20 protein-coding genes are annotated in these 20445 nt (G+C 68.6%); 9 read left to right on the top strand and 11 right to left on the bottom strand.

The window, feature by feature from the left end; all coding sequences use genetic code 11:
- Positions 1 to 35: 35 nt before the first annotated feature.
- Entirely contained in the window at positions 36 to 980 is a 945-nt protein-coding gene (locus ACIG5A_RS12025) for a helix-turn-helix transcriptional regulator (protein ID WP_397240179.1), read from the top strand.
- 41 nt (positions 981 to 1021) lie between these two features.
- Here ACIG5A_RS12025 and ACIG5A_RS12030 read toward each other — a convergent pair whose 3' ends face one another.
- Positions 1022 to 1708 (bottom strand): SGNH/GDSL hydrolase family protein, encoded by a 687-nt coding sequence (locus ACIG5A_RS12030; protein ID WP_397240180.1) that lies wholly within the window; start codon positions 1706 to 1708, stop codon positions 1022 to 1024.
- A gap of 70 nt (positions 1709 to 1778) precedes the next feature.
- Positions 1779 to 3197 carry an MFS transporter gene (locus ACIG5A_RS12035; RefSeq protein WP_397240181.1) on the bottom strand — a complete coding sequence of 473 codons (1419 nt, stop codon included), beginning with the start codon at positions 3195 to 3197 and terminating at the stop codon, positions 1779 to 1781.
- 108 nt (positions 3198 to 3305) lie between these two features.
- On the opposite strand from ACIG5A_RS12035, the gene ACIG5A_RS12040 reads away from it, so the two are divergent.
- The gene (locus tag ACIG5A_RS12040) at positions 3306 to 3929 is read left to right on the top strand and encodes a TetR/AcrR family transcriptional regulator (RefSeq protein ID WP_397240182.1); all 624 of its coding nucleotides are present in this window, start codon (positions 3306 to 3308) and stop codon (positions 3927 to 3929) included.
- A gap of 111 nt (positions 3930 to 4040) precedes the next feature.
- Here the strand turns inward: ACIG5A_RS12040 and ACIG5A_RS12045 are convergent, their stop codons facing one another.
- Positions 4041 to 5051, bottom strand: a complete 1011-nt coding sequence (locus ACIG5A_RS12045; RefSeq protein WP_397240183.1) for a hypothetical protein — start codon at positions 5049 to 5051, stop codon at positions 4041 to 4043.
- Positions 5052 to 5369: 318 nt separating this feature from the next.
- Positions 5370 to 6251, bottom strand: a complete 882-nt coding sequence (locus tag ACIG5A_RS12050; protein ID WP_397240184.1) for a LysR family transcriptional regulator — start codon at positions 6249 to 6251, stop codon at positions 5370 to 5372.
- Between the two features lie 70 nt (positions 6252 to 6321).
- Between ACIG5A_RS12050 and dapA the strand changes: the two genes are divergently transcribed.
- On the top strand, positions 6322 to 7251 hold the full coding sequence (dapA, locus tag ACIG5A_RS12055; RefSeq protein WP_397240185.1) for a 4-hydroxy-tetrahydrodipicolinate synthase: 930 nt from the start codon (positions 6322 to 6324) through the stop codon (positions 7249 to 7251).
- 534 nt (positions 7252 to 7785) lie between these two features.
- Here dapA and ACIG5A_RS12060 read toward each other — a convergent pair.
- From ACIG5A_RS12060 to ACIG5A_RS12085, 6 genes are all read right to left on the bottom strand, one after another.
- Positions 7786 to 8634, bottom strand: a complete 849-nt coding sequence (locus tag ACIG5A_RS12060; RefSeq protein ID WP_397240606.1) for a sirohydrochlorin chelatase — start codon at positions 8632 to 8634, stop codon at positions 7786 to 7788.
- Between the two features lie 58 nt (positions 8635 to 8692).
- Positions 8693 to 10009 (bottom strand): sulfate adenylyltransferase subunit 1, encoded by a 1317-nt coding sequence (locus tag ACIG5A_RS12065; protein ID WP_397240186.1) that lies wholly within the window; start codon positions 10007 to 10009, stop codon positions 8693 to 8695.
- A gap of 1 nt (position 10010) precedes the next feature.
- Positions 10011 to 10991, bottom strand: coding sequence for a sulfate adenylyltransferase subunit CysD (gene cysD / locus ACIG5A_RS12070; RefSeq protein ID WP_397240187.1), 981 nt, complete (start codon positions 10989 to 10991; stop codon positions 10011 to 10013).
- Complete coding sequence (locus ACIG5A_RS12075) at positions 10970 to 11689, bottom strand: phosphoadenylyl-sulfate reductase (protein ID WP_397240188.1); 720 nt, start codon at positions 11687 to 11689, stop codon at positions 10970 to 10972. The genes cysD and ACIG5A_RS12075 overlap by 22 nt, the downstream gene beginning before the upstream one ends.
- Before the next feature lie 28 nt (positions 11690 to 11717).
- On the bottom strand, positions 11718 to 13523 hold the full coding sequence (locus ACIG5A_RS12080; protein WP_397240189.1) for a nitrite/sulfite reductase: 1806 nt from the start codon (positions 13521 to 13523) through the stop codon (positions 11718 to 11720).
- Between the two features lie 138 nt (positions 13524 to 13661).
- Positions 13662 to 13763, bottom strand: coding sequence for an Ms4527A family Cys-rich leader peptide (locus ACIG5A_RS12085; protein WP_397240190.1), 102 nt, complete (start codon positions 13761 to 13763; stop codon positions 13662 to 13664).
- Positions 13764 to 13966: 203 nt separating this feature from the next.
- On the opposite strand from ACIG5A_RS12085, the gene ACIG5A_RS12090 reads away from it, so the two are divergent.
- From ACIG5A_RS12090 to ACIG5A_RS12100, 3 genes are all read left to right on the top strand, one after another.
- Entirely contained in the window at positions 13967 to 14383 is a 417-nt protein-coding gene (locus ACIG5A_RS12090) for an SgcJ/EcaC family oxidoreductase (protein WP_397240191.1), read from the top strand.
- Positions 14384 to 14506: 123 nt separating this feature from the next.
- The gene (hemW, locus tag ACIG5A_RS12095) at positions 14507 to 15691 is read left to right on the top strand and encodes a radical SAM family heme chaperone HemW (protein ID WP_397240607.1); all 1185 of its coding nucleotides are present in this window, start codon (positions 14507 to 14509) and stop codon (positions 15689 to 15691) included.
- A gap of 111 nt (positions 15692 to 15802) precedes the next feature.
- Positions 15803 to 16138: a hypothetical protein gene (locus ACIG5A_RS12100; protein WP_397240192.1), complete on the top strand. Its 336-nt coding sequence runs from the start codon at positions 15803 to 15805 to the stop codon at positions 16136 to 16138.
- Here ACIG5A_RS12100 and ACIG5A_RS12105 read toward each other — a convergent pair.
- Positions 16135 to 17097: a helix-turn-helix domain-containing protein gene (locus tag ACIG5A_RS12105; protein ID WP_397240193.1), complete on the bottom strand. Its 963-nt coding sequence runs from the start codon at positions 17095 to 17097 to the stop codon at positions 16135 to 16137. The two genes, ACIG5A_RS12100 and ACIG5A_RS12105, sit on opposite strands and share 4 nt — an antisense overlap.
- Positions 17098 to 17268: 171 nt before the next feature.
- Between ACIG5A_RS12105 and ACIG5A_RS12110 the strand changes: the two genes are divergently transcribed.
- From ACIG5A_RS12110 to ACIG5A_RS12120, 3 genes are all read left to right on the top strand, one after another.
- Complete coding sequence (locus tag ACIG5A_RS12110; protein WP_397240194.1) at positions 17269 to 18087, top strand: alpha/beta hydrolase; 819 nt, start codon at positions 17269 to 17271, stop codon at positions 18085 to 18087.
- 17 nt (positions 18088 to 18104) lie between these two features.
- Positions 18105 to 18926 (top strand): alpha/beta fold hydrolase, encoded by an 822-nt coding sequence (locus ACIG5A_RS12115; RefSeq protein ID WP_397240195.1) that lies wholly within the window; start codon positions 18105 to 18107, stop codon positions 18924 to 18926.
- A gap of 137 nt (positions 18927 to 19063) precedes the next feature.
- Complete coding sequence (locus ACIG5A_RS12120) at positions 19064 to 20365, top strand: MFS transporter (protein WP_397240196.1); 1302 nt, start codon at positions 19064 to 19066, stop codon at positions 20363 to 20365.
- The last annotated feature ends 80 nt before the right edge of the window (positions 20366 to 20445 follow it).

Raw genomic sequence — 20445 nt, forward strand, 5'->3', positions numbered from 1 at the left:
ACCGAATGAGCACTTTTTTCGGCAGAATCGTGTTCATGCGAGCGGACAGATTGGTGGCGACCCTGCTGCTGATGCAGACGCGCGGCCGGGTGACGGCCGCGGAGATCGCCGAGGAACTCGAGGTATCGATCGCCACCGCGCGCCGCGATCTCGAGGCGCTCTCGGCCGCCGGTGTGCCGGTGTACCCGCAGCCGGGACGTGGCGGCGGGTGGTCGCTGGTCGGCGGTGCGCGCACCGACCTGACCGGGCTGACCGCGGGGGAGGCGCGGGCGCTGTTCCTGTTGGCCGGACCGTCGGCGGGATCGGTGCCGGAGGCGAAGTCGGCGTTGCGAAAACTGGTGCGTGCCTTGCCGCAGACCTTCCGTAGCGATGCGCAGGCGGCGGCCGATGCGGTGGTGATCGATCCGGCCCGCTGGGGTGCGGTCGATCAGGAGTTGCCGCCGGTGGTGACCCTGTTGCAGCGGGCGGTGGTGCGGCGCACCAAGGTTCGGCTGCGGTATGCGGGTAAGGGCAGCGCCGTGAGCGAGCGGTTGATCGATCCGTGGGGGCTCGTCGACAAAGACGCGGTCTGGTATCTGATCGCGGGGACCGAGCGTGGTCAGCGGACCTTCCGTGTCGATCGGATCGAGGAGGCGATCGTCACCGACGAACCGGCCCATCGCCCAGCGGATTTCGACCTGAACGCGGCGTGGGAGCAGGTCGTCGCGGAGATGGAGGAACGCCGCGCCACCACCTCGGCGACAGTGCTCGTCACCGCTCATCTGCTGCCGGTGCTGCAGCATCAGCAAGGCCGCCACTGCATTCCGGACGGCATTGCCGAGGACGGCCGGGCGCGGGCGCGGATCACCGCGCCGACCCCGCGCATGATCGCCCAGCAGCTGGCCGGTTGGGGCTCCGACGTGGAAGTTGTCGCGCCACAGTCGGTTCGCGACGAGCTCGCGGCGATCGGCGCGGTACTGACGCAGCGCTATCGAGCCTGACCGGCATCGGGCCGCGTCCGGTGCGCGACCCGATGTCCCGGTCAGCGCTGGGTGTGGGCGGGGAGGTGACCGCTCAGCGCGCGCACCACCTCCGTCGCGACCACGGCGTGTCCGCTCATGGTGAAGTGAATGAGGTCGGCGCTCATCAGATCTGGGCGCAGGCGCAGCGGATGGTCCCAGAACTCCACCAGAATGGCGTCGTAGTCGGCGGCCACCGCGCGGATCACGTCATTGATCTCGGCCATCCGGTCGCGCATGGGCCGCATCGGCGCCATCCGCTCGACCTCCCACACATCGGCCAGGGTGAAGGTGGACAACTGCGCGCCGGTGCTGGCCAGCGCGGCGAACATCGCATCGAGATTGCCGCGCAGCAGTGTCATATCGCCGCCGGTGAGCAGGTCGTTGCCGCCGCATACGAGATGCACCAGGTCGGGCCGGAATTCGAGCGCGGCGGGCAGTTGCTCGGCGAGTACCTGCGCGCTCGTGGCCCCCATCCGACCGGTATTGCGGTAGGCCACACCGGGATTGGCCGCCGACAGGATCGCGGCGACCCGGTCCGCCCACCCGGCCGTCCGGTATCCGGGACTCGGATCGCCGATGCCCTGAGCGATGGAATCGCCCAGCACCGCGAACCGCCGCCAGGGTGCGCCGGTGAGCAATTGTCGCGCATCGGCGGTGGTCAGCAGCATCGGATCGTTGAACTCGGTACGGGTTTCGTTGTGTGTCATAGTGATTCCTGCCTCGCAGGGTGCTGTTTCTCGGTGAACCGACGCGGCCCCGGTGATGCGCACGCGTCACCTACTCCGCGGCGGACTGCTGTACGCCGGTCCGGCGTGCCGGAATGGCGATGAGCAGCGCCGCGGCGACGGCGATACCCGCGCACACCGCGAACACGGTGTGGAATGCGGTGAGCGCGTTGCCGGGGTTCGCGGCGAATACGGCCGCGAGTACCGCGATTCCGAGTGCGCCGCCGACCTGCCTGGCCGTCAGGTTCATCCCGATACCGGCCGCGAACTGTTGCGGCGGAAGTGAACTGGCGGCCGCGGTGCCGAGCACCGTGACCACGATGCCCACGCCGCCACCGCCGAGCAGTCCGGCCGGTATCCATGCCGACCACAGCGCCGGATCCGGGCCGAAGGTGTCGGTGCTCATCCACAGGCAGGTGGCCGCGTACATGAGCGCGCCGAGTACGCCGACCAGGCGCCGGGCGGTCGCCGAGGTCAGTCGGCCCGCGATCGTCGCGGTCACCATCGAGGACACCGCGCCGACGGTCAGCGCGGCCGCCGAGCCGAGCACCGAGTATCGCCAGATCGCGTCGAGGAACAGCGGACCCGAAAGCAGCCACGCGAACATCGTCGCGCCGAAGACGAACGAGGCCGCGTTGGCCAGCGCGTAGGGCCTGCTCCGCCAGAGCTCGACGGCGATCGCGGGATTGTGGTGGCGGGCCGAACGGGCAAGTGCGGCAACGAGTGCCAGCCCGCCGAGGATCAGCGCGGCGAGCGTGCCCGCCGAGGTCCAGCCCCAGCGCTGTCCCTCGGTGACGCCCGCGACCAGCGCGCCGAGGCCGAGCGCCACCGCGACGGTGCCGAGCGGGTCGGGCATCGCGCTGCCCGGCTGCCTGGTGTCGGGCACCGGAATGCGCAGGCCGGGCAGGATCAGCAGCAGCGCAACCGGAATGTTGATCATGAACACCGACCGCCAGCCGAAGACGTCGACCAGCGCGCCGCCGAGTGCCGGGCCGACTACGGCCGCGAAACCGCCTGCGGCGGACCATGCTCCGATCGCGGCGCCGATCTTCTCGCGCGGCGTCACCATGAGGACGAGGCCGAGCGCGGACGGCACCATCAGCGCCGCCGTCATGCCCTGCAGCAGCCGGCTCGCGATGAGCCAGTTCGCGCTCGGCGCGAGGCCGCACAGCAGCGAGGTCAGTGCGAAACCGGCGAGTGCGATGAGGAAGAGCCTGCGCCGCCCGAGCGTGTCGGCGAACCGTCCCGCCGGGGTGAGCAATGCCGCGAAGGCGACCGCATAACCGCTGACCACCCAGGTGAGCGTGGTGGTCGGGGTGCCGGGGTAGTCGCGGGCGATGGCGGGGAAGGCGATGTTGACCACGGACAGATCGAGGAAGGCGATGAAGGCGGCGCCGCAGGCGATGAGCAGCGTGCGGGTCGCCGCGGTGCGCGCCGGTGGGCTTTCGGGGCGCGCGGACACTTCGGTCATGGAGGGAGATCCTTTAGGCGAGGAGCAAACAAAACGCACGATCGTTCGTGCAATTAAAGTACGACCGACCGTTCGTATTTGCAAGACGAGAATGGAACAATGAGTGCCATGGCCGAGCCGACAATCGCTTCCGAGCAGCCGCAAGGCGCTGATCAACGCCTGATCAAGGGCGCGAAGGCGCGGGCGTCCATCGCCAGGCACGCCGCCGATGTCGCCTCCGTCGAGGGGTTGAACGGCGTCAGCATCGGCCGGTTGGCCACCGATCTCGGGATCAGCAAAAGCGGTATCGCCACCCTGTTCGGCAGCAAGGAGACGCTGCAGCTGGCCGCGGTCAAGGTGGCCCGTGAGGTGTTCATCGAGCAGGTGGTCGTCCCCGCCATGTCCGAGCCGCGGGGGATGGCGCGGCTGCGCGCGCTGATCGAGGGCTGGTTCGCCCACGTGACCGATCCGGTCTTCCCCGGCGGTTGCTTCCGGGTGGCCACCCTCGCCGAATTCGACAGCAGGCCGGGGCCGGTCCGCGATGCCATCGCCGAGGATCAGCGCGACTGGCTCGCGTTGCTGGCCAAGGAGATCGGGCGCGCTCAGGAACAGGGGCATCTCGGTGAGCGCGGCGCCGAGGTCATCGCGTTCGAGCTGGAAGCGGTGCTGAACGCGGCGAATACGGCGCGGCAGCTCGGCAATGACCAGGGGCTGGCGATGGCGCGCAGGATCGTGGACGATCTACTCGGGTGAAGCCCTCGGCGAGGTGGTCCGGGTGAACGAGAACAGCGGCCGCCCGCACGGGCGCCCGCTGTTCTCGGTATTCGGTGATGAGGTGCGAGCTGGATCGGCTCGCCTTCCGCGTTAGCTGGTCGGCAGGGTGAAGGCCGCGGTGCGGACCACGTCACCATGCTTGAAGTCCAGGAAGAGCCGGTAGGTTCCGGGGCCGGGGACCACGGTGTGGAAGGTGATGTCGGGTCCCGGTGCGGTGACGCCGTCGCCGGGCTCGCCGTTCGGGTGGACGTGCACGTAGGCGAGGTCGCCCGCGCGCAGCACCACCAGGTGGCCGAAGGCGGCCAGGTACGGCTGCAGGTCGGTGACCTCCGCGCCGTCCTTGCGCACGGTCAGCGTGATCATCTGTCCCTCGCCGGGAACCAGATCTCCTTGCAGCGCAACCTCGTAACCGTCGACCTCGGCCGCCCTGGCCGGTTCGGGCGTCGGTTGCGGCCGGTAGGCGCCCGCGATCGCGAGATCGGCGCCGAGGGTGATGGTGCGGCCGAGCGCGCGCGGCGCGATATCGGTGAACACTCGATATGCGCCCGCCGCAGGCAGATTCAGTCGCACCGACCAGGTGCCGTCGGCATCGCGCACCGGGTGCACATGCCAGAATCCGGTCAGCTCACGCTGCGCGACGATCAGATGCAGCTCCCGGTCGTGCAGCGGCTCGTACTCGGTGACCGCCTGCCCGTCCGGCCCGACGATCTGGAACCGGAAGTCGATCTCGCCCGCGTCGACGATGGACCGCTCCAGCGCCAGCGTGTATCCGTCCTGCGTAATCTGCAGCCCGCCAGGGACTCCCGCGTCGCCGTGGCCCGCGTGCGCGCCATGTCCGGCGTGCTCTCCCGCGGCCTGCGCTTCGTGTCCGGCGTGCGCCGAATGGTCGGCCTGCGCGCCGTGTCCGGCGTGGGCCGAATGATCTACCGCGGCATGAGCTCCGTGGCCCGCATGCTCCTCGCCGGCGGCCGGTGCGTGGTGTCCGGCGTGCGCCGAGTGATCCGCACCGGCGGCCGCGTGGTGCTCGTGCGCCGCATGCTTCCCGTGCTGGCCGGCGGCCTCATCGGCGGTGTTGTGCCCGGCGTGCGTGGTGGTGCTCATTGCTCGGCCTCCCTGACCTTGCTCCTCATCGTGACACCGAGAAAACTAATACCGGGTAGGGGTATCTGACAAGCCGGCGGCACTGTGAACTGGCTCACCCGCAGTTTCGCCCCCTGAAATGCGCAGAGGCCGTATAGAACGTTGCCTGGCAACCGTATTTCGATGGTGGAGCCGCTCGTACGCCCGCCCGCTATGCGGTGCATATGTGAGCGCGGAGTCGGTGTCGCCGCGTGGGTGACTCGTGCCGATCTGCCCGGTCGGTGAATCAGCTTGGTTCGCTACGTCTCTCGGCTCGGCTTCGTCGCGGCAGTGCGTTGGTCAGCGGGTGGCGGACAGGGCGGTGGCGGAGGTGTGGAGGGCGGTGCGGGCGGCGGCGATGGCGGGATGGGTCGCGGTGCCGCGGCGGTAGGCGAGGTGCGTGGTGCGGTGCGCGGGGAGGGGAGTGAGAACGACGTTGGGCGGGGGTGTGCGGGCGCCGAGTTCGGGGACGAGGGCTATGCCCTGGTTGGCGGCGACGAGGGCGAGGACGGTGCTGAAGTCGTCGGCGTGGTGGCGCACGCGGGGGGTGAATCCTGCTGCCTGGCATGCGCGTACGGTCATCGTGTGGCACAGCGTGCCCGGGGTGCTGAGGATCCACGGTGCGTTGCGGTGGGCGGGAAGTGGGTCGCCGGTCAGGGCGGCGAGGTAGATCGTTTCGCGCAGCAGCGGCTCGGTGTCCAGGGCCGGGTCCGGTTCGGCGGGCACGTAGTCGTATGCCTGAACCAGTGCGACGTCGAGTGTTTCGGCGCGCAACGCGGCGGGCGCGGTCGCCGGGTCGAGTTCGGTGACCATCAATTCCAGACCGGGATGGTCGCGGCTGAGCGCGACGAGGGTGGGGGACAGGATGGTTCGGACGGCAGTGGGGAAGGCGCCGATGCGCAGTGTGCCGGTGAGTGCGGCGCCCGCGGTGGCGAGATCGGCCGCGGCACGCTCCAGTGCCGCGAGGATGGTTTCGGTGTGTTCGACCAGGGTGAGCGCGGCGGCGGTGAGGGTTACCCTGCGGCCGGTCCGTTCCAGCAGCGGCACACCGGTTTCCCGCTCCAGCGCGGTCAACTGCTGGGATACCGCGGACGGTGTGTAGGACAGCGCTTCGGCGACGGCCGCGATCGTCCGGCGGTGGGCCAGTTCCCGGAGCAGGCGCAACTTACGCACATCGAGCATCAGCTCAGCTTAGGCTCAACGGAAGAAACGTGAAATAGACGTGAAGCTCTACAGCCGTCAAGGTGGGGTCATGACTCTCGAAGGCCTTTACGTTCCCCTGATTACGCCCTTCACCGACACCGGCGACCTCGACCCGGACGCGCTGGAAGGGCTGGCGCACTCGGTGCTCGACGACGGCGCAACCGGTCTTGTCGCCCTCGGCACCACCGCCGAGGCGGCGACCTTGACCGTCGACGAGCGCGGGCGGGTTCTCGACATCTGTGCCCACGTCTGCGAACAGCGCGGCGCACCGCTGATCGCGGGCGCCGGATCGAACTCGACGACCGACTCGATCGAGGCACTCACGGCCTTGGACCCGCGCGTCACCGCCGCGCTGACGGTCGTCCCGTACTACACCCGTCCGACGGAAGCCGGTGTGCTTGCCCATTTCAGGCACCTCGCCGCCGCCAGCCCGGTCCCGCTGATCGTCTACAACATTCCCTACCGCACCGCCCGCACCCTCGGCCTCGATACCTTGCGCGAACTCGCCGCCACACCCAACATCATCGGCTTCAAACATGCCGTAGGCGGCATCGACGACACCACCATCGCCCTGATGTCCACCGTCCCAACGGATGTCGCCGTCCTAGCAGGTGACGATCTGCACGTCGCACCCATGCTCGCTCTCGGCGCCCCCGGCGCCATCATCGCCTCGGCCAACCTCGCCACCGCCGCCTTCGCCACCCTCATCGAAACCTGGCGCACCGGCCCCCTCCGCGAAGCCCGCCCCCTCGGCCACCGCCTCGCCACCTTCTCCGCCACCCTCTTCGCCGAACCCAACCCGGTAGTCATCAAATCCGTCCTGGCCGCCCTGGGCCGCATCCCCACCCCCACCGTCCGCCTCCCCCTCCTCCCCGCAACCCCCACCGCAACCAACGCCGCCCTGGCCGCCCTCCCCACCGAACCCCTCCACCCCGCCGCACCCCACAACCGCCCGCCCGCCCTAGCCACAACCCCGTAGCCCACAGCGCACATCCAATCCCCGCCGACCACAGTCGAATTCGGTCCCATCCGGTGTGTCGCACAGCCATTCGACTGCGCTCGGCGCATACCCGAGCCGCCATTCCAGTGTGCTCGGCAGCAACCCGCGGCCTGCCCTCGAGCGCGCTGCCCTGAGCCCGTGCCGTGTCCAGCGCAGTCAGATAGCAGCCAAATCCGGTGTGTCGTGCGGCCATTCGACTGTGCTCGGCGGTTTGGTGTGCCGTCCGTTGGGCCGATGCTGTTGCCTGCCAGCGTTGTAACTCTGTGGTCGCCGATCGTGTAGGCGGCTTGATGGCCTGCCGCGCGGGACTATCGGCGGTGCGGCTCCGATTGCACTGCTCCCCGCTGGAAACCTTCGGCTGTGCGGTGGCGAGGGGTGCCACGTCGTTCGAGCCAATGCTGTTGTTTGCCAGTGCTGTAGCTCGGAGCTGATCGGATGGCCATGCAGGCGGCAACCCGGTTCGTTGGTGTGCGCTTCGTTGGCTGGGCTGCAAGGAGTGCGGCGGGGAGATGCTCAGGCCGAGAGGGGGAGGAGGGTGTTGACGGCGGTGTCGTAGCGGGCCAGGACTATTTCGGTGAGGGTGGGGTGGGGGCCGATTACGGGGGTGTGGGGGTGGTTCGGGGCGGCGGCGGCCAGGCGGTCGGTGAGCAGGCCGGGGGCCAGGAACCAGGGGGCGATGAGGATTTCGGTGGCGCCTCGGGCGCGGAGGCGGGAAATCGCTTCGGTGACGGTGGGTTCGGTGGTGGCGAAGCAGATTTCGGTGTGCCAGCCGGTGATCGCGGATAGGCGGCGGGCGACCTCGGCGGTTCGGGCGTTGGCGGCGGGGGAGGAGGAGCCGACCGCGGCTACGGCGATGCCGATGCGGTCGGCATGCGCGTGGGTCGTCTCGCCGAGGTCGGCGGCAGTGCAGAACTCGGTGCACGCCTGGGTGGAAGGCGAGTCGGGCTGTGCGGCAAGGGTTTCGGAAATGCGGTCGCGTAGGGCCGCGATCAGGCGGGGGTCGGGGCCGAGGACGTCGGCTTGGGTGAGGAGGAGCTGGGGATGGCGGGCACCGGCCGTGGCCAGCAGCTCAGGGAGGTCTACTCGGGCGTGGAAGGCGTTGCCGAGCAGGAGGGGAGCGACCACGGCGTGGGTGTGGCCCTGTGCGGCGACGGCATCCACGATCTGTTCGACCGAGGGGGTGTTGAGGTCGAGGAAGGCGAGGCGGACGTCGAGATCCGGTCGGGCGGCGGCGATATCGGCGACGACCGCCGACATCGTCGCCGCCGACCGCGGATCGCGGCTGCCGTGCGCGACGGCGATCAGCGCGGGCCGCGCCGCGACCGGAACATGTCGCGAAAGCCTTTCGAGCTCGGCCCACATGGAGCGGCCGCTCGGCAGCCGGGCCACCGAGACCGCGCCGTCGCCGAGCGGAGGCATGTCAGACCCCGACCTCGACCGCGGTGAGCACGTCACCGACGAGACCGGCGGCGAGGGTGTTGCCGCCCGCCGGATCGATGAGCAGGAAGCTGCCGGTGTACCGGTTGATGCGGTAGTCGTCGGCCGCGATCGGCTCCGCGACCCGGATCGAGATGCGGCCGATGTCGTTGAGCTCCAGTGATTCCGGCGCCGCCTCGGCGGTCAGGCGCTGTTCGTCGAACCGTTCGACGAGCCCGCCGACGATGGCCTGAGTGGTGCGGGTGCCGTGCTTGAGCAGCAGCCTGGCGCCCGCGCGCAGCGGCTTGTCGCCGAGCCAGCAGACGGTGGCGTCGAAGGTGTCGATCGGTTCGGGTGCGTCGGCCACCGAGGCGATGATGTCGCCGCGCGAGATGTCGACCTCGTCGGCCAGGATCAGCGTCACGCTGCGGCCGGTCTGCGCCACCGCGAGCTCACCGTCGGGAGTGTCGATGCGTTCGACGGTGGTGCGGATGCCGGAGGGCAGCACCACGACCTCGTCACCGGGGGCGACGGATCCGGCCGCGATCTGGCCCGCGTAGCCGCGGTAGTCCGGGTATTCGGTGGTACGCGGGCGGATCACGTACTGCACCGGAAAGCGCAGCCCGAGCGTGTGGGGGCTGTCGGCGTCGACCGGCACCGCCTCCAGGTGCTCGATCAGCGAGGGCCCGTCGTAGTACGGGGTGTTCGCCGAGCGCGACGCGATGTTGTCGCCGTGCAGCGCGGAGACCGGAATCTCCTGCACGTCTTCCGGCGCCCAGCCGAGAGTTGTGGTGAGCGTGCGGAATTCGGCCGAGATGTCGGCGAACACCTGCGCGGCGTCGTCGACCAGGTCGATCTTGTTCACGGCCAGCACCAGCTTCGGCACCCCGAGCAGCGCGAGCACCGCGGCGTGGCGGCGGGTCTGCTCGATGACGCCCTTGCGCACGTCGACGAGCAGGATCACCAGCTGCGCGGTGGACGCACCGGACACCGTGTTGCGGGTGTACTGCACGTGCCCGGGGGTGTCCGCGAGCACGAAAGACCGCTGGGGCGTCGCGAAGTAGCGGTAGGCGACATCAATGGTGATGCCCTGTTCCCGTTCCGCGCGCAGCCCGTCGACGAGCAGCGAAAGATCCGGTGTGGCAAGGCCCTTGTCGACGGACGCGCGGGTGACGGCGTCGATCTGGTCGGCCAGTACGGATTTCGTGTCGTAGAGCAGCCGTCCGACCAGGGTGGACTTGCCGTCGTCGACAGAACCGGCGGTGGCCAGCCTCAGTAGCTGTGTTGATGGCTCGCTCCGCAAGCTCCGCTCGGCAGACATATCAGAAATAACCCTCTCTTTTACGGTCTTCCATCGCGGCCTCGGACACTCGGTCGTCGCCGCGCGTAGCACCGCGTTCGGTCAGTCGGGACGCGGCGACCTCGGCGAGGATCGCCTCGTTGTCGGCCGCGTCGGAAAGGATGGCGCCGGTGGAGGATCCGTCGCCGACGGTGCGGTAGCGCACCGACAGCGTGCGCAGCTCTTCGCCGTCGCGCGGGCCGCCCCAGACGCCCGGCGTCATCCACATGCCGTCGCGCTGGTACACCGGGCGCTCGTGGGCGTAGTAGATGCTCGCCAGATCGACGTTCTCCCTGGCGATGTAGCGCCAGATGTCCAGCTCGGTCCAGTTGCTGAGCGGGAACACTCGCACATGCTCACCCGGTGCGTGCCTGCCGTTGTACAGGTTCCACAGTTCGGGCCGCTGCCGCTTCGGGTCCCACTGGCCGAAGGCGTTGCGCAGGGAGAAGATTCGCTCCTTGGCGCGCGAGCGTTCCTCGTCGCGGCGGCCACCGCCGAACACCGCGTCGAAGCGGTGCTCGGAGATGGCGTCCAGCAGCGGGACGGTCTGCAGCGGGTTGCGGATGCCGTCGGGCCGCTCGGTGAGCCGCCCGTCGGCCAGGTAGTCCTCGACCTTCGCGACGTGCAGCCGCAGGCCGTATCGCTCGACGATCTTGTCCCGGAACTCCAGCACCTCGGGCAGGTTGTGCCCGGTGTCCACGTGCAGCAGCGCGAACGGCAGCGGCGCGGGCCAGAAGGCCTTGAGCGCCAGGTGCAGCAGCACGGTGGAATCCTTGCCGCCGGAGAACAGGATCACCGGCCGCTCGAATTCGCCTGCCACCTCCCGGAATACATGAACCGACTCGGATTCCAGGGCGGCGAGCGTATCGAATTCGGAAACACCGAGGAAACGAGCGCCTGTATGTGCTGGTTCGTTCGCAAGCTCACTCACGAAGGTTTCGGTCATGATTGGTGCAACCCGCATTCGGTCTTGGCGAGGCCGGCCCAGCGGCCGCTTCGCGGATCGGATCCCGGCTCCGGCTTCCGTGTGCACGGAGCGCAGCCGATGGACGGATATCCCTCTTCCACCAGGGGATTGACGAGGATGCCGTGCTCTTCGATGTAGGCGTGCATCTCGTCGTCGGACCACGGCGCGATCGGGTTGATCTTCACCAGGCCGAAGGCTTCGTCGAAGGAGATCAGAGGCGCGTTGGCCCGTGTCGGGGCCTCCACCCGGCGGATGCCGGTCACCCAGGCGTTGTAGCCCGCGAGCGACTTCTGCAGCGGCACCACCTTGCGCAGCCGGCAGCATTCGCCGGGATCGCGTGCGAACAGATCCTTGCCGAGCAGCTGATCCTGTTCGGCCACCGTGGTTTCCGGCCGCACGTTGATCACGTTGACGCCGTAGACCGCCTCGACCGCGTCGCGCGTGCCGATGGTCTCGGCGAAGTGGTAGCCGGTGTCGAGGAACAGCACGTCGACGCCGGGGTGTACCTGCGCGGCGAGGTGCACGAGCACACCGTCCTGCATGTTCGACGCGACGATGTAGTTCGATCCGAAGTTCTCTTCGGTCCACCGCAGCAGCTCGGTCGCCGAGGCATCCGGGCCGAGCTCGGCCGCACCCTTCTCGGCCAGCGCCCGAAGTTCGCTCTCGCTCAGCTTCTGTACGAGTTCGGTTGTCACAGTTGATCTCCCGTCACACCAGACGTGCTCATCGCAGGTCGGCTTCCTCGGCGCGGACCGCCCACTGGGCGAACCGCTCGCCTTCGTTGCGGTGCTTGATGAAGTTGCGCACCACCCGCTCGATGAAATCGCCGAGTTCGTCGGTGGTGACCTTGTGCTGGCGCAACTTCCGGCCGAACGCGCTGTCGAAGCCGAGGCTGCCACCGAGGTGAACCTGGAAACCCTCCACGTGATTCCCGGAGCCGTCGTCGACGAGCTGGCCCTTGAACCCGATGTCGGCGATCTGCGAGCGCGCGCAGGAGTTCGGGCAGCCGTTGATGTTGATGGTGATCGGCACATCCAGCTGCGCGTTCAGATCGGCGAGCCGCTCTTCGAGTTCCGGCACGAGCACCTGTGAGCGCTTGCGGGTTTCGGCGAAGGACAGCTTGCAGAACTCGATACCGGAGCAGGCCATCAGGTTCCGCCGCCACAGCGACGGACGTCCTTGCAGGCCAAGGGTTTCCAGTTCGTCGATGAGCTGGTCGACCTTGTCGTCGGGCACGTCGAGCACGATCAGCTTCTGATACGGGGTGAACCGGATCCGGTCCGAGCCGATCCGCTCGACCGCGTCGGCGACCTTGGTCAGGATGGTGCCCGAGACGCGACCGGCGATGGGGGAGAAGCCGACCGCGTTGCGGCCGTTCTTCAGCTTCTGCACGCCGACGTGGTCGATCGGCTTGGTCGGCTGCTCCGGCGCGGGCCCGTCGATGAGCTTGCGCTTCAGGTATTCGTCCTCGAGCACCTGGCGGAACTTCTCGATGCCCCAGTCCTTGATCAGGAACTTCAGGCGCGCCTTGGTGCGCAGGCGGCGGTAGCCGTAGTCGCGGTACAGCGAGACGACGGCCTCCCACACATCCGGCACCTCGTCCAGCGGCACCCACACACCGACGCGCTGGGCCAGCATCGGGTTGGTGGACAGCCCGCCACCGACCCAGAGGTCGAGGCCGGGACCGTGCTCGGGATGTTCGACGCCGATGAAGGCGACGTCGTTGATCTCGTGCACCACGTCCTGCTGGCCCGAGATCGCGGTCTTGAACTTGCGCGGCAGGTTGGAGTACTCCTTCTTGCCGATGTAGCGGCGCACGATCTCATCGATCGCCGGTGTCGGGTCGATGATCTCGCCGAACGATTCGCCCGCGAGCGGGGAGCCGAGCACAACGCGCGGGCAGTCGCCGCACGCCTCGGTGGTCTTCAGCCCGACCGCCTCGATCCGCTTCCAGATCTCCGGGACGTTCTCCACCTCGATCCAGTGGTACTGCACGTTCTCCCGGTCGGACAGATCGGCGGTGTCACGGCCGAATTCGGTGGAGATCTGCCCGAGCGTGCGCAGCTGCTCGACCGTGAGCGCGCCCGCGTCGCAGCGGATGCGCATCATGAAGTACTTGGCCTCGAGGATGTCGATGTTCTCGTCGCCGGTCCAGCTGCCGTCGTAGCCCTGCTCGCGCTGGGTGTAGAGGCCCCACCAGCGGAACCGGCCGCGCAGATCACCCTTGTCGATGCTGTCGAAACCCTGCTTCGAGTAGATGTTCTCGATGCGGGCACGCACGTTGAGCGGGTTGTCGTCCTTCTTGGACTGCTCGTTCGGGTTCAGCGGTTCGCGGTACCCCAGCGCCCACTGGCCTTCGGCCTTGCGGCGCACGGGCTTACCGGTGCGCGCGCGAGGCGCGGCGGCGGGCGCCTCCGGGCGCGGGCGGTCCGGGCGGACGCGGCGCTCGGCGGCGGGACGTGGCTGATGGCCTGGCCGGGACTCGGGTGTCGGCTGATCGATCGGACCGGCGTCGGTGCTCGACGTCATGGGGTCGCTCCTGCGGGGTGGGGTGGTACATCCGTGCTGGAGGCGCGAGGGGCTGAACTCGCACCTGCGGTGTCAGCGGAGGAGATGTCGTCGAAATCGAGGAATCGCCGGGCAAACCCGGGAGAGGGCGCCGCTGAACTACCGGGAGAAACCGGGCAGACAACAGGCGCTACAGACGCGCTTGTAGTCGACGTGGCGACGTGCCACCAGTCGTACTCCCAAAGCGCGCATGAACCTCATTGTGCCACGTCAGCCCGGCCGTTCCGACCATAGGGCTGTATTTCCCCCAAATTCGGGGGAAATTCCCTGGACTGTGCCACCGATATGTGACTGCCGTCATAGTTCGCCGCGTGAATGCGGCGGGTGATGCGTCCGATTTGCCGGATGTGAACCGGCGCACTGTGGTTGACCTCGACCATCCTTCAGGTTTCACTATTGGTCTCATGACCGAAACCGCATACGCCCCCGTCGATGCCGACGCCGAACTCGAGGCCATCCGCCAGGTGGTCGCCACCGTCGCCCACGCGCAGAGCAACGAGCTGGTCGAGGAGTTCCTCGACCAGTTCCGCGCCGACGCGATCTGGACCACCGGCCACGGTAAGCGCCTGTTCGGCCGGGAGGCCATCGCTGAGTTCACCGCTCAGGTGTTGCCGGGCGCGACGCGTAATGGGAGCGCGACCTACGAGGTCGAGCACGTCCTGTTCATCCGGCCCGACGTGGCCGCGGTCAAACTGCGCCAGCGGTACTTCGACACCGCGGGCGAACTGTCCGGCGAAGGCAGTCCGATGTACGTGATGGCCAAGGAAAACGGCCGTTGGCTGCTCACCGCGAACCAGAACACCCCCGTACAGAACCACTGACGCACGCCTTCTGGCTTCCCGCACAGGTCATCGCCTGCGATTCGGTGTGCGGGAAACCGAAGGGTGTGCGGCGGCCCACAGTCGCGCGGCGGTCACACTGGATACGTGAGTTCACCTGCCGCGATCCCCGCCACCGCCGAGACGCCCGTGCTGCGCGATTTCGGCGGCGGGGCGTTCGGCATCTACGTGCACGTGCCGTTCTGTGCGACACGATGCGGTTACTGCGATTTCAACACCTACACCGCGGGTGAACTCGGCACCTCGGCCTCGCCGCAGTCGTGGCTCGACGGCCTGCGCGGCGAATTGGCAACGGCGGCAGCGGAATTCGGCAAACTTCCGAGTGAGACCCCGCTGGTGGACAGCGTCTTCGTCGGCGGTGGCACTCCGTCGCTGCTCGGCGGTGACGGCCTCGCCGACGTACTCGACGCGGTGCGCGCCGAATTCACCCTCGCGCCCGGCGCGGAGGTGACCACCGAATCGAATCCCGAATCCACCGCGCCCGCCTTCTTCGAACGCATCCGCGCGGCCGGGTTCACCCGGGTTTCGCTCGGCATGCAGTCGGCCGCCCAGCATGTGCTGGCGGTGCTCGACCGCACCCACACGCCGGGACGCGCGGTCGCCGCGGCCAGGGAGGCGCGCGCGGCGGGCTTCGAGCACGTGAACCTCGATCTGATCTACGGCACGCCGGGCGAACGCGACGAGGATCTCGACGCCAGCCTCGACGCCGTGCTCAGCGCGGGCGTCGACCATGTCTCGGCCTATTCGCTCATCGTCGAGGACGGCACCGCGCTGGCTCGCCGGGTGCGCCGCGGCGAACTGCCCGCACCCGACGACGACGTGCTCGCCGCGCGCTACGAGCGCATCGACGCCCGGCTCGCCGCCGCCGGACTCACCTGGTACGAGGTGTCGAACTGGGCGGCCGACGATTCGGCCGCGTGCAAACACAACCTGGGCTACTGGGACGGCGGCGACTGGCTCGGCGCCGGGCCCGGCGCGCACAGCCATGTCGGCGGCGTGCGCTGGTGGAACGTCAAACATCCGGCCCGCTACGCCGACCGCGTCGCCGCGGGCGGGCTGCCCGCCGCGGGCTGGGAGTCGCTGACCGACGCCGAGCGGCACACCGAGGCGGTCATGCTCGGCATCCGGTTGCGCACCGGCCTGCCCCTCGATGTCCTCGACGACAGCGAACGTGCCGCCGCCGCACGGATCGTCGCCGACGGCCTGCTCACCAGGGCGGGTGACCGGTTGGTGCTGACCGAACGCGGCAGGCTGCTCGCCGACGGCGTGGTGCGCGACCTGCTCGGGTGATTGCCGCAGGGGGCGTCGGACGGTTGCTGGAACGGGCGCGGATTTGCTGGGTAGTTCCATACGCATGCCGGGAGGGACACGCGTAGGCTGCGGGCAACCCCAAGGAGTCCCATGCCTCTCGACAGCCATCGTCGTCCCACTGAGAGCCGGGATCCAGCCGCTAGGTTGGGTACACCCGCATTCGCATCCGGCTACCAAAGGAACGACATCAATATCGCCGTCACAGACCTGACCGTATTGCAGGGCGCGGACGCGTCCCCGGCGCACGAGCCTGGTGAGTTCGCCGAAGCGCGTGCGGCCGAGAAGGCCGAAAACGCCAGGCAGAGCGCTATCGCCGCGCGAACGGTTGCCAGCCATGCGCAGAACGCGGCCGACTGCATGTCGCTACTGGCGATGCTCGGCCTCGACGCCATGGCGGGCAAGCGCGCCAAGGGCGATCACTTCTAGCGTTCGCCGTCGGCCAGCGCCGTTCGCCGCCAATCGCTCGGCGACATGCCGTACGCGGTGCGGAAGCGCCGGGCGAAGTGCGAGGGATCGCGAAAACCCCATCGGCGCGCGACCATCGCGATCGACCGGTTGCGGCTGCCGACCCGGGTCAGCTCGCCGCGCACACCGTCGAGGCGCTGGCTGATGATCCACTGCTCGAGGCTGAATTCGGCAGTGGCACAAAGCTTGTACAGGTAGCGCACCGATACGTTGTGCGCCGCGGCGATCTGCGCGGGCCCCAGATCGGGGTCGGCCAGGTGGCTGCGGACGTACGCGCGGATCTCGGTGAGCAGCACATCGGTCGGCACCACGGGCCGGGTGCCGCGCGCGTGCCCGGCCGAGGCGAGCAGCGCGCGCACCAATTCGATACAGGCACTGCCCAATTCGGGGGCGGCGGGGTCGGCGCTGAGCGCGTCGGCGTCGCGGGTCATCAGCAGGATGTGGTCGGCGACGAGCCGGTACAGCGGGCTCTCCCGCGGATCCGCCGCGGCACGGCGGATCACCTCCATCGGCAGGCCGAGCTGGTCGAGGGGGACATACAGGCAGGTCGAACCGCCGTCGCCGCACCAGCGAAAGTAGTAGGGGGAGTTGAGGTCGACCACGCGCAGCTCACCCGGCGGCAGGGTGTGCCGCACCTCGCCCTGCTGATGCGTACCGTCGGACAGCTGCTGCACCGCCACCGCGAGCACCGGCGCGGGGGAGCGTAGTGTCTGGTTGGCCGTGCGGATCAGTTGGATGCCCGAGGCACGCGCGCGAATGATGCTGGCATTGCCGAACTCCCACGCATCGATCCTGGCGTGCACGCGCTGGGGATTCTCGTGCAACACGTGGGAGGGCGCCGAGGCCTCCTGCATGGCGGTGGTCAGCGCGTCGGCGCGCTCGTGCGCCGCGATGGTGCCCGAATCGAACGCGATTGCCATAACGACCTCCGTCAGGCTTTGGGCGTTCCCTCCATGCTCGCACGATCCGCCCGCGCCGCGACGTGCATTGACAGTCGCATGACGTGCACGCAGGGTCCCGCCGACCGGCCGCGGCGGACCTACGCTCGGACCGGCGTCTTCGTTCGTTTCGGTTCGGCCAGAGGAGTTTTCGTGACGCACCCAGCCGCCCGCCCCGCCGTATTCATCCATGGCCTGTGGATGCACAGCAGTAGCTGGGCGCCGTGGGTCGAGCGGTTCGAACAGGCCGGCTACCAGGCGTTCGCGCCCGGCTGGCCCGGCGAGGGCGAGACGCCGGAGGCGACGAGGGCGAATCCAGCGGGCTTGCGCGATCGCGGGCTCGGCGAGGTCACCGATCACTACGCGACGTTCATCGCGGATCTGCCGATGCCGCCCATCGTGGTCGGTCACTCGTTCGGTGGCCTGATCGCGCAGAAACTGCTCGGCGCCGGATTCGCCAGCGCCTGCGTCGCCCTCGCGCCCGCACCGTTCAAGGGCGTCCTCGTCGTGCCGCCCGCGCAGGTGCGTAGCGTGCTGCCGATACTGAGCAAGCCGTGGCGGCGCGGCGGTCTCTGGTCGCACACCTCGGACAGCTACCACCGGTTCTTCGCCAACGGCATCGCCAGGGAAGAGTCGGATCGGTTGTACGCCCGGTTCGCCATTCCCGCGCCCGCACGCCCGGTGTTCCAAGCCGGGCTGGCCAATGTCACGCCGCGCAGCGAGGCGAGCGTGGACACCGAGAGCGACCGTGGGCCGCTGCTGATGGTGGCGGGCGGCCTCGACCGCCTGGTGCCGCAGGCGTCGGTGCGCGCCGCGTACGGAATTCAGCGCCGCAATCCCGGCATCACCGAACTGGTGCTGCTGCCCGATCGTTGCCACAGCCTGTCCGCCGATCACCGATGGCGCGAAATCGCCGACACCGCACTGGAATTCCTGGCGCGGAACAACCTCTCCGCGCAGGTCTTTTCGTAACCGGGAGGCGACACGCCATGCCGAGAATCACCACCACCGACGGCAGCCAGATCTACTACCGGGATTGGGGCGACGGCCGTCCGATCGTATTCAGCCATGGCTGGCCGCTCAGCGGCGACGCCTGGGACAACCAGCTGAACCTGGTGGCGAGCAATGGCTTTCGGGCCATCGCGCACGACCGGCGCGGCCACGGCCTTTCCTCGGACGTATGGCACGGCCACGATATGGACACCTACGCCGACGATCTCGCCGCGCTGATCGCCGAGCTGTCGCTGAACGACGCGATCCTGGTCGGCCATTCGACCGGCGGGGGTGAGGTCACCAGGTACCTGGCCAGGCACGGCACCGCCCATATCGCGAAAGCCGTTCTCCTCGGATCGGTTACGCCGCTCATGCTGCGCACCGAGGCGAATCCGGACGGTACGCCGCTCGAGACCTTCGACGCGATCCGCGCCGAGGTGCGCGCCGACCGGTCGCAGTTCTATCGGGACTTCAGCGCCGCGTTCTACGGCGCGAACCGCGACGGTGCGACCGTCTCCCGGGGCCTGCGCGACCACTTCTGGTTGCAGGGCATGCAGGTCGGGCTCAAAGCCGCGCTCGACTGTATTGCCGCGTTCTCCGAAACCGATTTCACCGCCGACCTGGCCACCATCGATATCCCGGTGCTGGTGGCGCACGGCGACGACGATCAGATCGTCCCGCTGGCCGCCTCCGCGCCGAGGACCGCGGCACTGCTGCCGAACGCGCAGCTGACGATCTATCCCGGTGCGCCGCACGGGCTATCCGGGGATTTCGAGCGGGCCTTCGACACCGACCTGCTGGACTTCATCAAGAGCTGATGGCCTTCGTGGCGGCGCCCGGCCGCCGCCACGGGACCGAGCGGTCGTATCGAGCCGAGCCCCTTGCGGTTCGATACGACCGCTACCGGTCGATCGGGGGGTTGACGAAAGGTGTGCCGGGGGATGAAAGTTCGCCAATGGTGTCAACCGATGTGTCCAGCGCCACGTTGCGCAAGGTCACTATTCGTCTCATGCCCTATCTCGGGCTGCTCTACTTCATCAACTATCTCGACCGGGTCAACATCGGCTTTGCCGCCCCCAGTGGCCTGAAAACCGATCTCGGGCTCACCGAGACCGCGTTCGGGTTCGCCTCCGGAGTCTTCTTCATCGGCTATCTGCTGCTCGAAGTGCCGAGCAATCTGGCGCTGCACAAATTCGGCGCGCGGCGCTGGATCGCCAGGATCATGATCAGCTGGGGCATCGTCGCGAGCCTGATGGCGTTCGTGCCCAATGGCACCGTGCTGTACATCGCCCGATTCGCGCTCGGCGTGGTCGAGGCGGGCTTCTTTCCCGGCATCCTGCTGTATCTGACCTACTGGTTCCCGCAGAAGCAGCGCGCCAAGTTCGTCGCGCTGTTCTTGCTCGCCATCCCGATCTCGACGGCGCTCGGCTCGACCATGTCCAGCCTGATCATCCAGTACGGCAACGGCGTATTCGGGCTCGCCGGTTGGCGTTTCATGTTCCTGGTCGAGGGGCTGCCCGCCATCCTGCTCGCCTTCGTCACCTGGTACTACCTCACCGACCGGCCCGAACAGGCGAGCTGGCTGACCCAGCCCGAAAAGGACTGGCTCATCGCCGAAATCGACGCCGAACGGGCCGCCGTCGAACAGGCCGAGCATTGGACGTTGCGCCGGGCGCTCACCAGTCCGCGGGTGCTCGGCCTCGCGCTCATCTACGGCGGCATCGTCTACGGCCTGTACGCGCTCGGCTTCTTCCTGCCGACCATCATCAAGGGGTTCGAACAGCAATACGGGACCCACTATTCGGTGATCGAACGCGGGCTCATCAACGCCATCCCCTATGTGTTCGGCGCGATCGTGATGGTGCTGTGGAGCAGGCACGGTGACCGCACGGGGGAGCGCAGCTGGCATGTCGCGCTGCCCGCGCTCGTCGGCGGCCTGGCGATTCCGGTGGCGCTGTACCTCGGCAACCCGTTCGCCGCGATGGTCGCGGTGACGGTCTGCGCGGTCGGTGTGCTCGCCGCGCTGCCCACCTTCTGGGCGCTGCCCGGCAGCTTCCTGTCCGGTGCGGCCGCGGCGGGCGGTATCGCGCTGATCAACTCCATCGGCAACATGAGCGGTTTCGCCGCGCCGTACGTCACCGGGTGGCTGAAGGATGTGACCGGCACGCAGCGCGCCGGTCTGTGGGTCGTCGGTTTCTGCATGGTCGGCTCGGCGCTCGGCGTGCTGATCCTGCGCAGGCGCACCGCCGCGCGCTGACGTGACGGCGCGGCGTCGTGGCGTCGTGGCGTCGTGCGGCGAGTATCGGATTCGTGCACGGCGCCACGCCGTTGTTACCG

Source organism: Nocardia sp. NPDC052566 (assembly GCF_044547285.1).
Lineage (GTDB): Bacteria > Actinomycetota > Actinomycetes > Mycobacteriales > Mycobacteriaceae > Nocardia.

Excerpts from the sequence above, each read along its gene's own strand:
- ACIG5A_RS12045 (WP_397240183.1), bottom strand. The coding sequence starts at position 5,051 with ATGAGCACCACCACGCACGCCGGGCACAACACCGCCGATGAGGCCGCC.
- ACIG5A_RS12025 (WP_397240179.1), top strand. The coding sequence starts at position 36 with ATGCGAGCGGACAGATTGGTGGCGACCCTGCTGCTGATGCAGACGCGC.
- dapA (WP_397240185.1), top strand. The coding sequence starts at position 6,322 with ATGACTCTCGAAGGCCTTTACGTTCCCCTGATTACGCCCTTCACCGAC.
- ACIG5A_RS12080 (WP_397240189.1), bottom strand. The coding sequence starts at position 13,523 with ATGACGTCGAGCACCGACGCCGGTCCGATCGATCAGCCGACACCCGAG.
- ACIG5A_RS12090 (WP_397240191.1), top strand. The coding sequence starts at position 13,967 with ATGACCGAAACCGCATACGCCCCCGTCGATGCCGACGCCGAACTCGAG.
- ACIG5A_RS12120 (WP_397240196.1), top strand. The coding sequence starts at position 19,064 with ATGGTGTCAACCGATGTGTCCAGCGCCACGTTGCGCAAGGTCACTATT.
- ACIG5A_RS12085 (WP_397240190.1), bottom strand. The coding sequence starts at position 13,763 with ATGAGGTTCATGCGCGCTTTGGGAGTACGACTGGTGGCACGTCGCCAC.
- ACIG5A_RS12115 (WP_397240195.1), top strand. The coding sequence starts at position 18,105 with ATGCCGAGAATCACCACCACCGACGGCAGCCAGATCTACTACCGGGAT.
- ACIG5A_RS12060 (WP_397240606.1), bottom strand. The coding sequence starts at position 8,634 with ATGTGGGCCGAGCTCGAAAGGCTTTCGCGACATGTTCCGGTCGCGGCG.
- ACIG5A_RS12050 (WP_397240184.1), bottom strand. The coding sequence starts at position 6,251 with ATGCTCGATGTGCGTAAGTTGCGCCTGCTCCGGGAACTGGCCCACCGC.
- ACIG5A_RS12065 (WP_397240186.1), bottom strand. The coding sequence starts at position 10,009 with ATGTCTGCCGAGCGGAGCTTGCGGAGCGAGCCATCAACACAGCTACTG.
- ACIG5A_RS12100 (WP_397240192.1), top strand. The coding sequence starts at position 15,803 with ATGCCTCTCGACAGCCATCGTCGTCCCACTGAGAGCCGGGATCCAGCC.
- ACIG5A_RS12105 (WP_397240193.1), bottom strand. The coding sequence starts at position 17,097 with ATGGCAATCGCGTTCGATTCGGGCACCATCGCGGCGCACGAGCGCGCC.
- ACIG5A_RS12035 (WP_397240181.1), bottom strand. The coding sequence starts at position 3,197 with ATGACCGAAGTGTCCGCGCGCCCCGAAAGCCCACCGGCGCGCACCGCG.
- cysD (WP_397240187.1), bottom strand. The coding sequence starts at position 10,991 with ATGCGGGTTGCACCAATCATGACCGAAACCTTCGTGAGTGAGCTTGCG.
- ACIG5A_RS12030 (WP_397240180.1), bottom strand. The coding sequence starts at position 1,708 with ATGACACACAACGAAACCCGTACCGAGTTCAACGATCCGATGCTGCTG.
- ACIG5A_RS12040 (WP_397240182.1), top strand. The coding sequence starts at position 3,306 with ATGGCCGAGCCGACAATCGCTTCCGAGCAGCCGCAAGGCGCTGATCAA.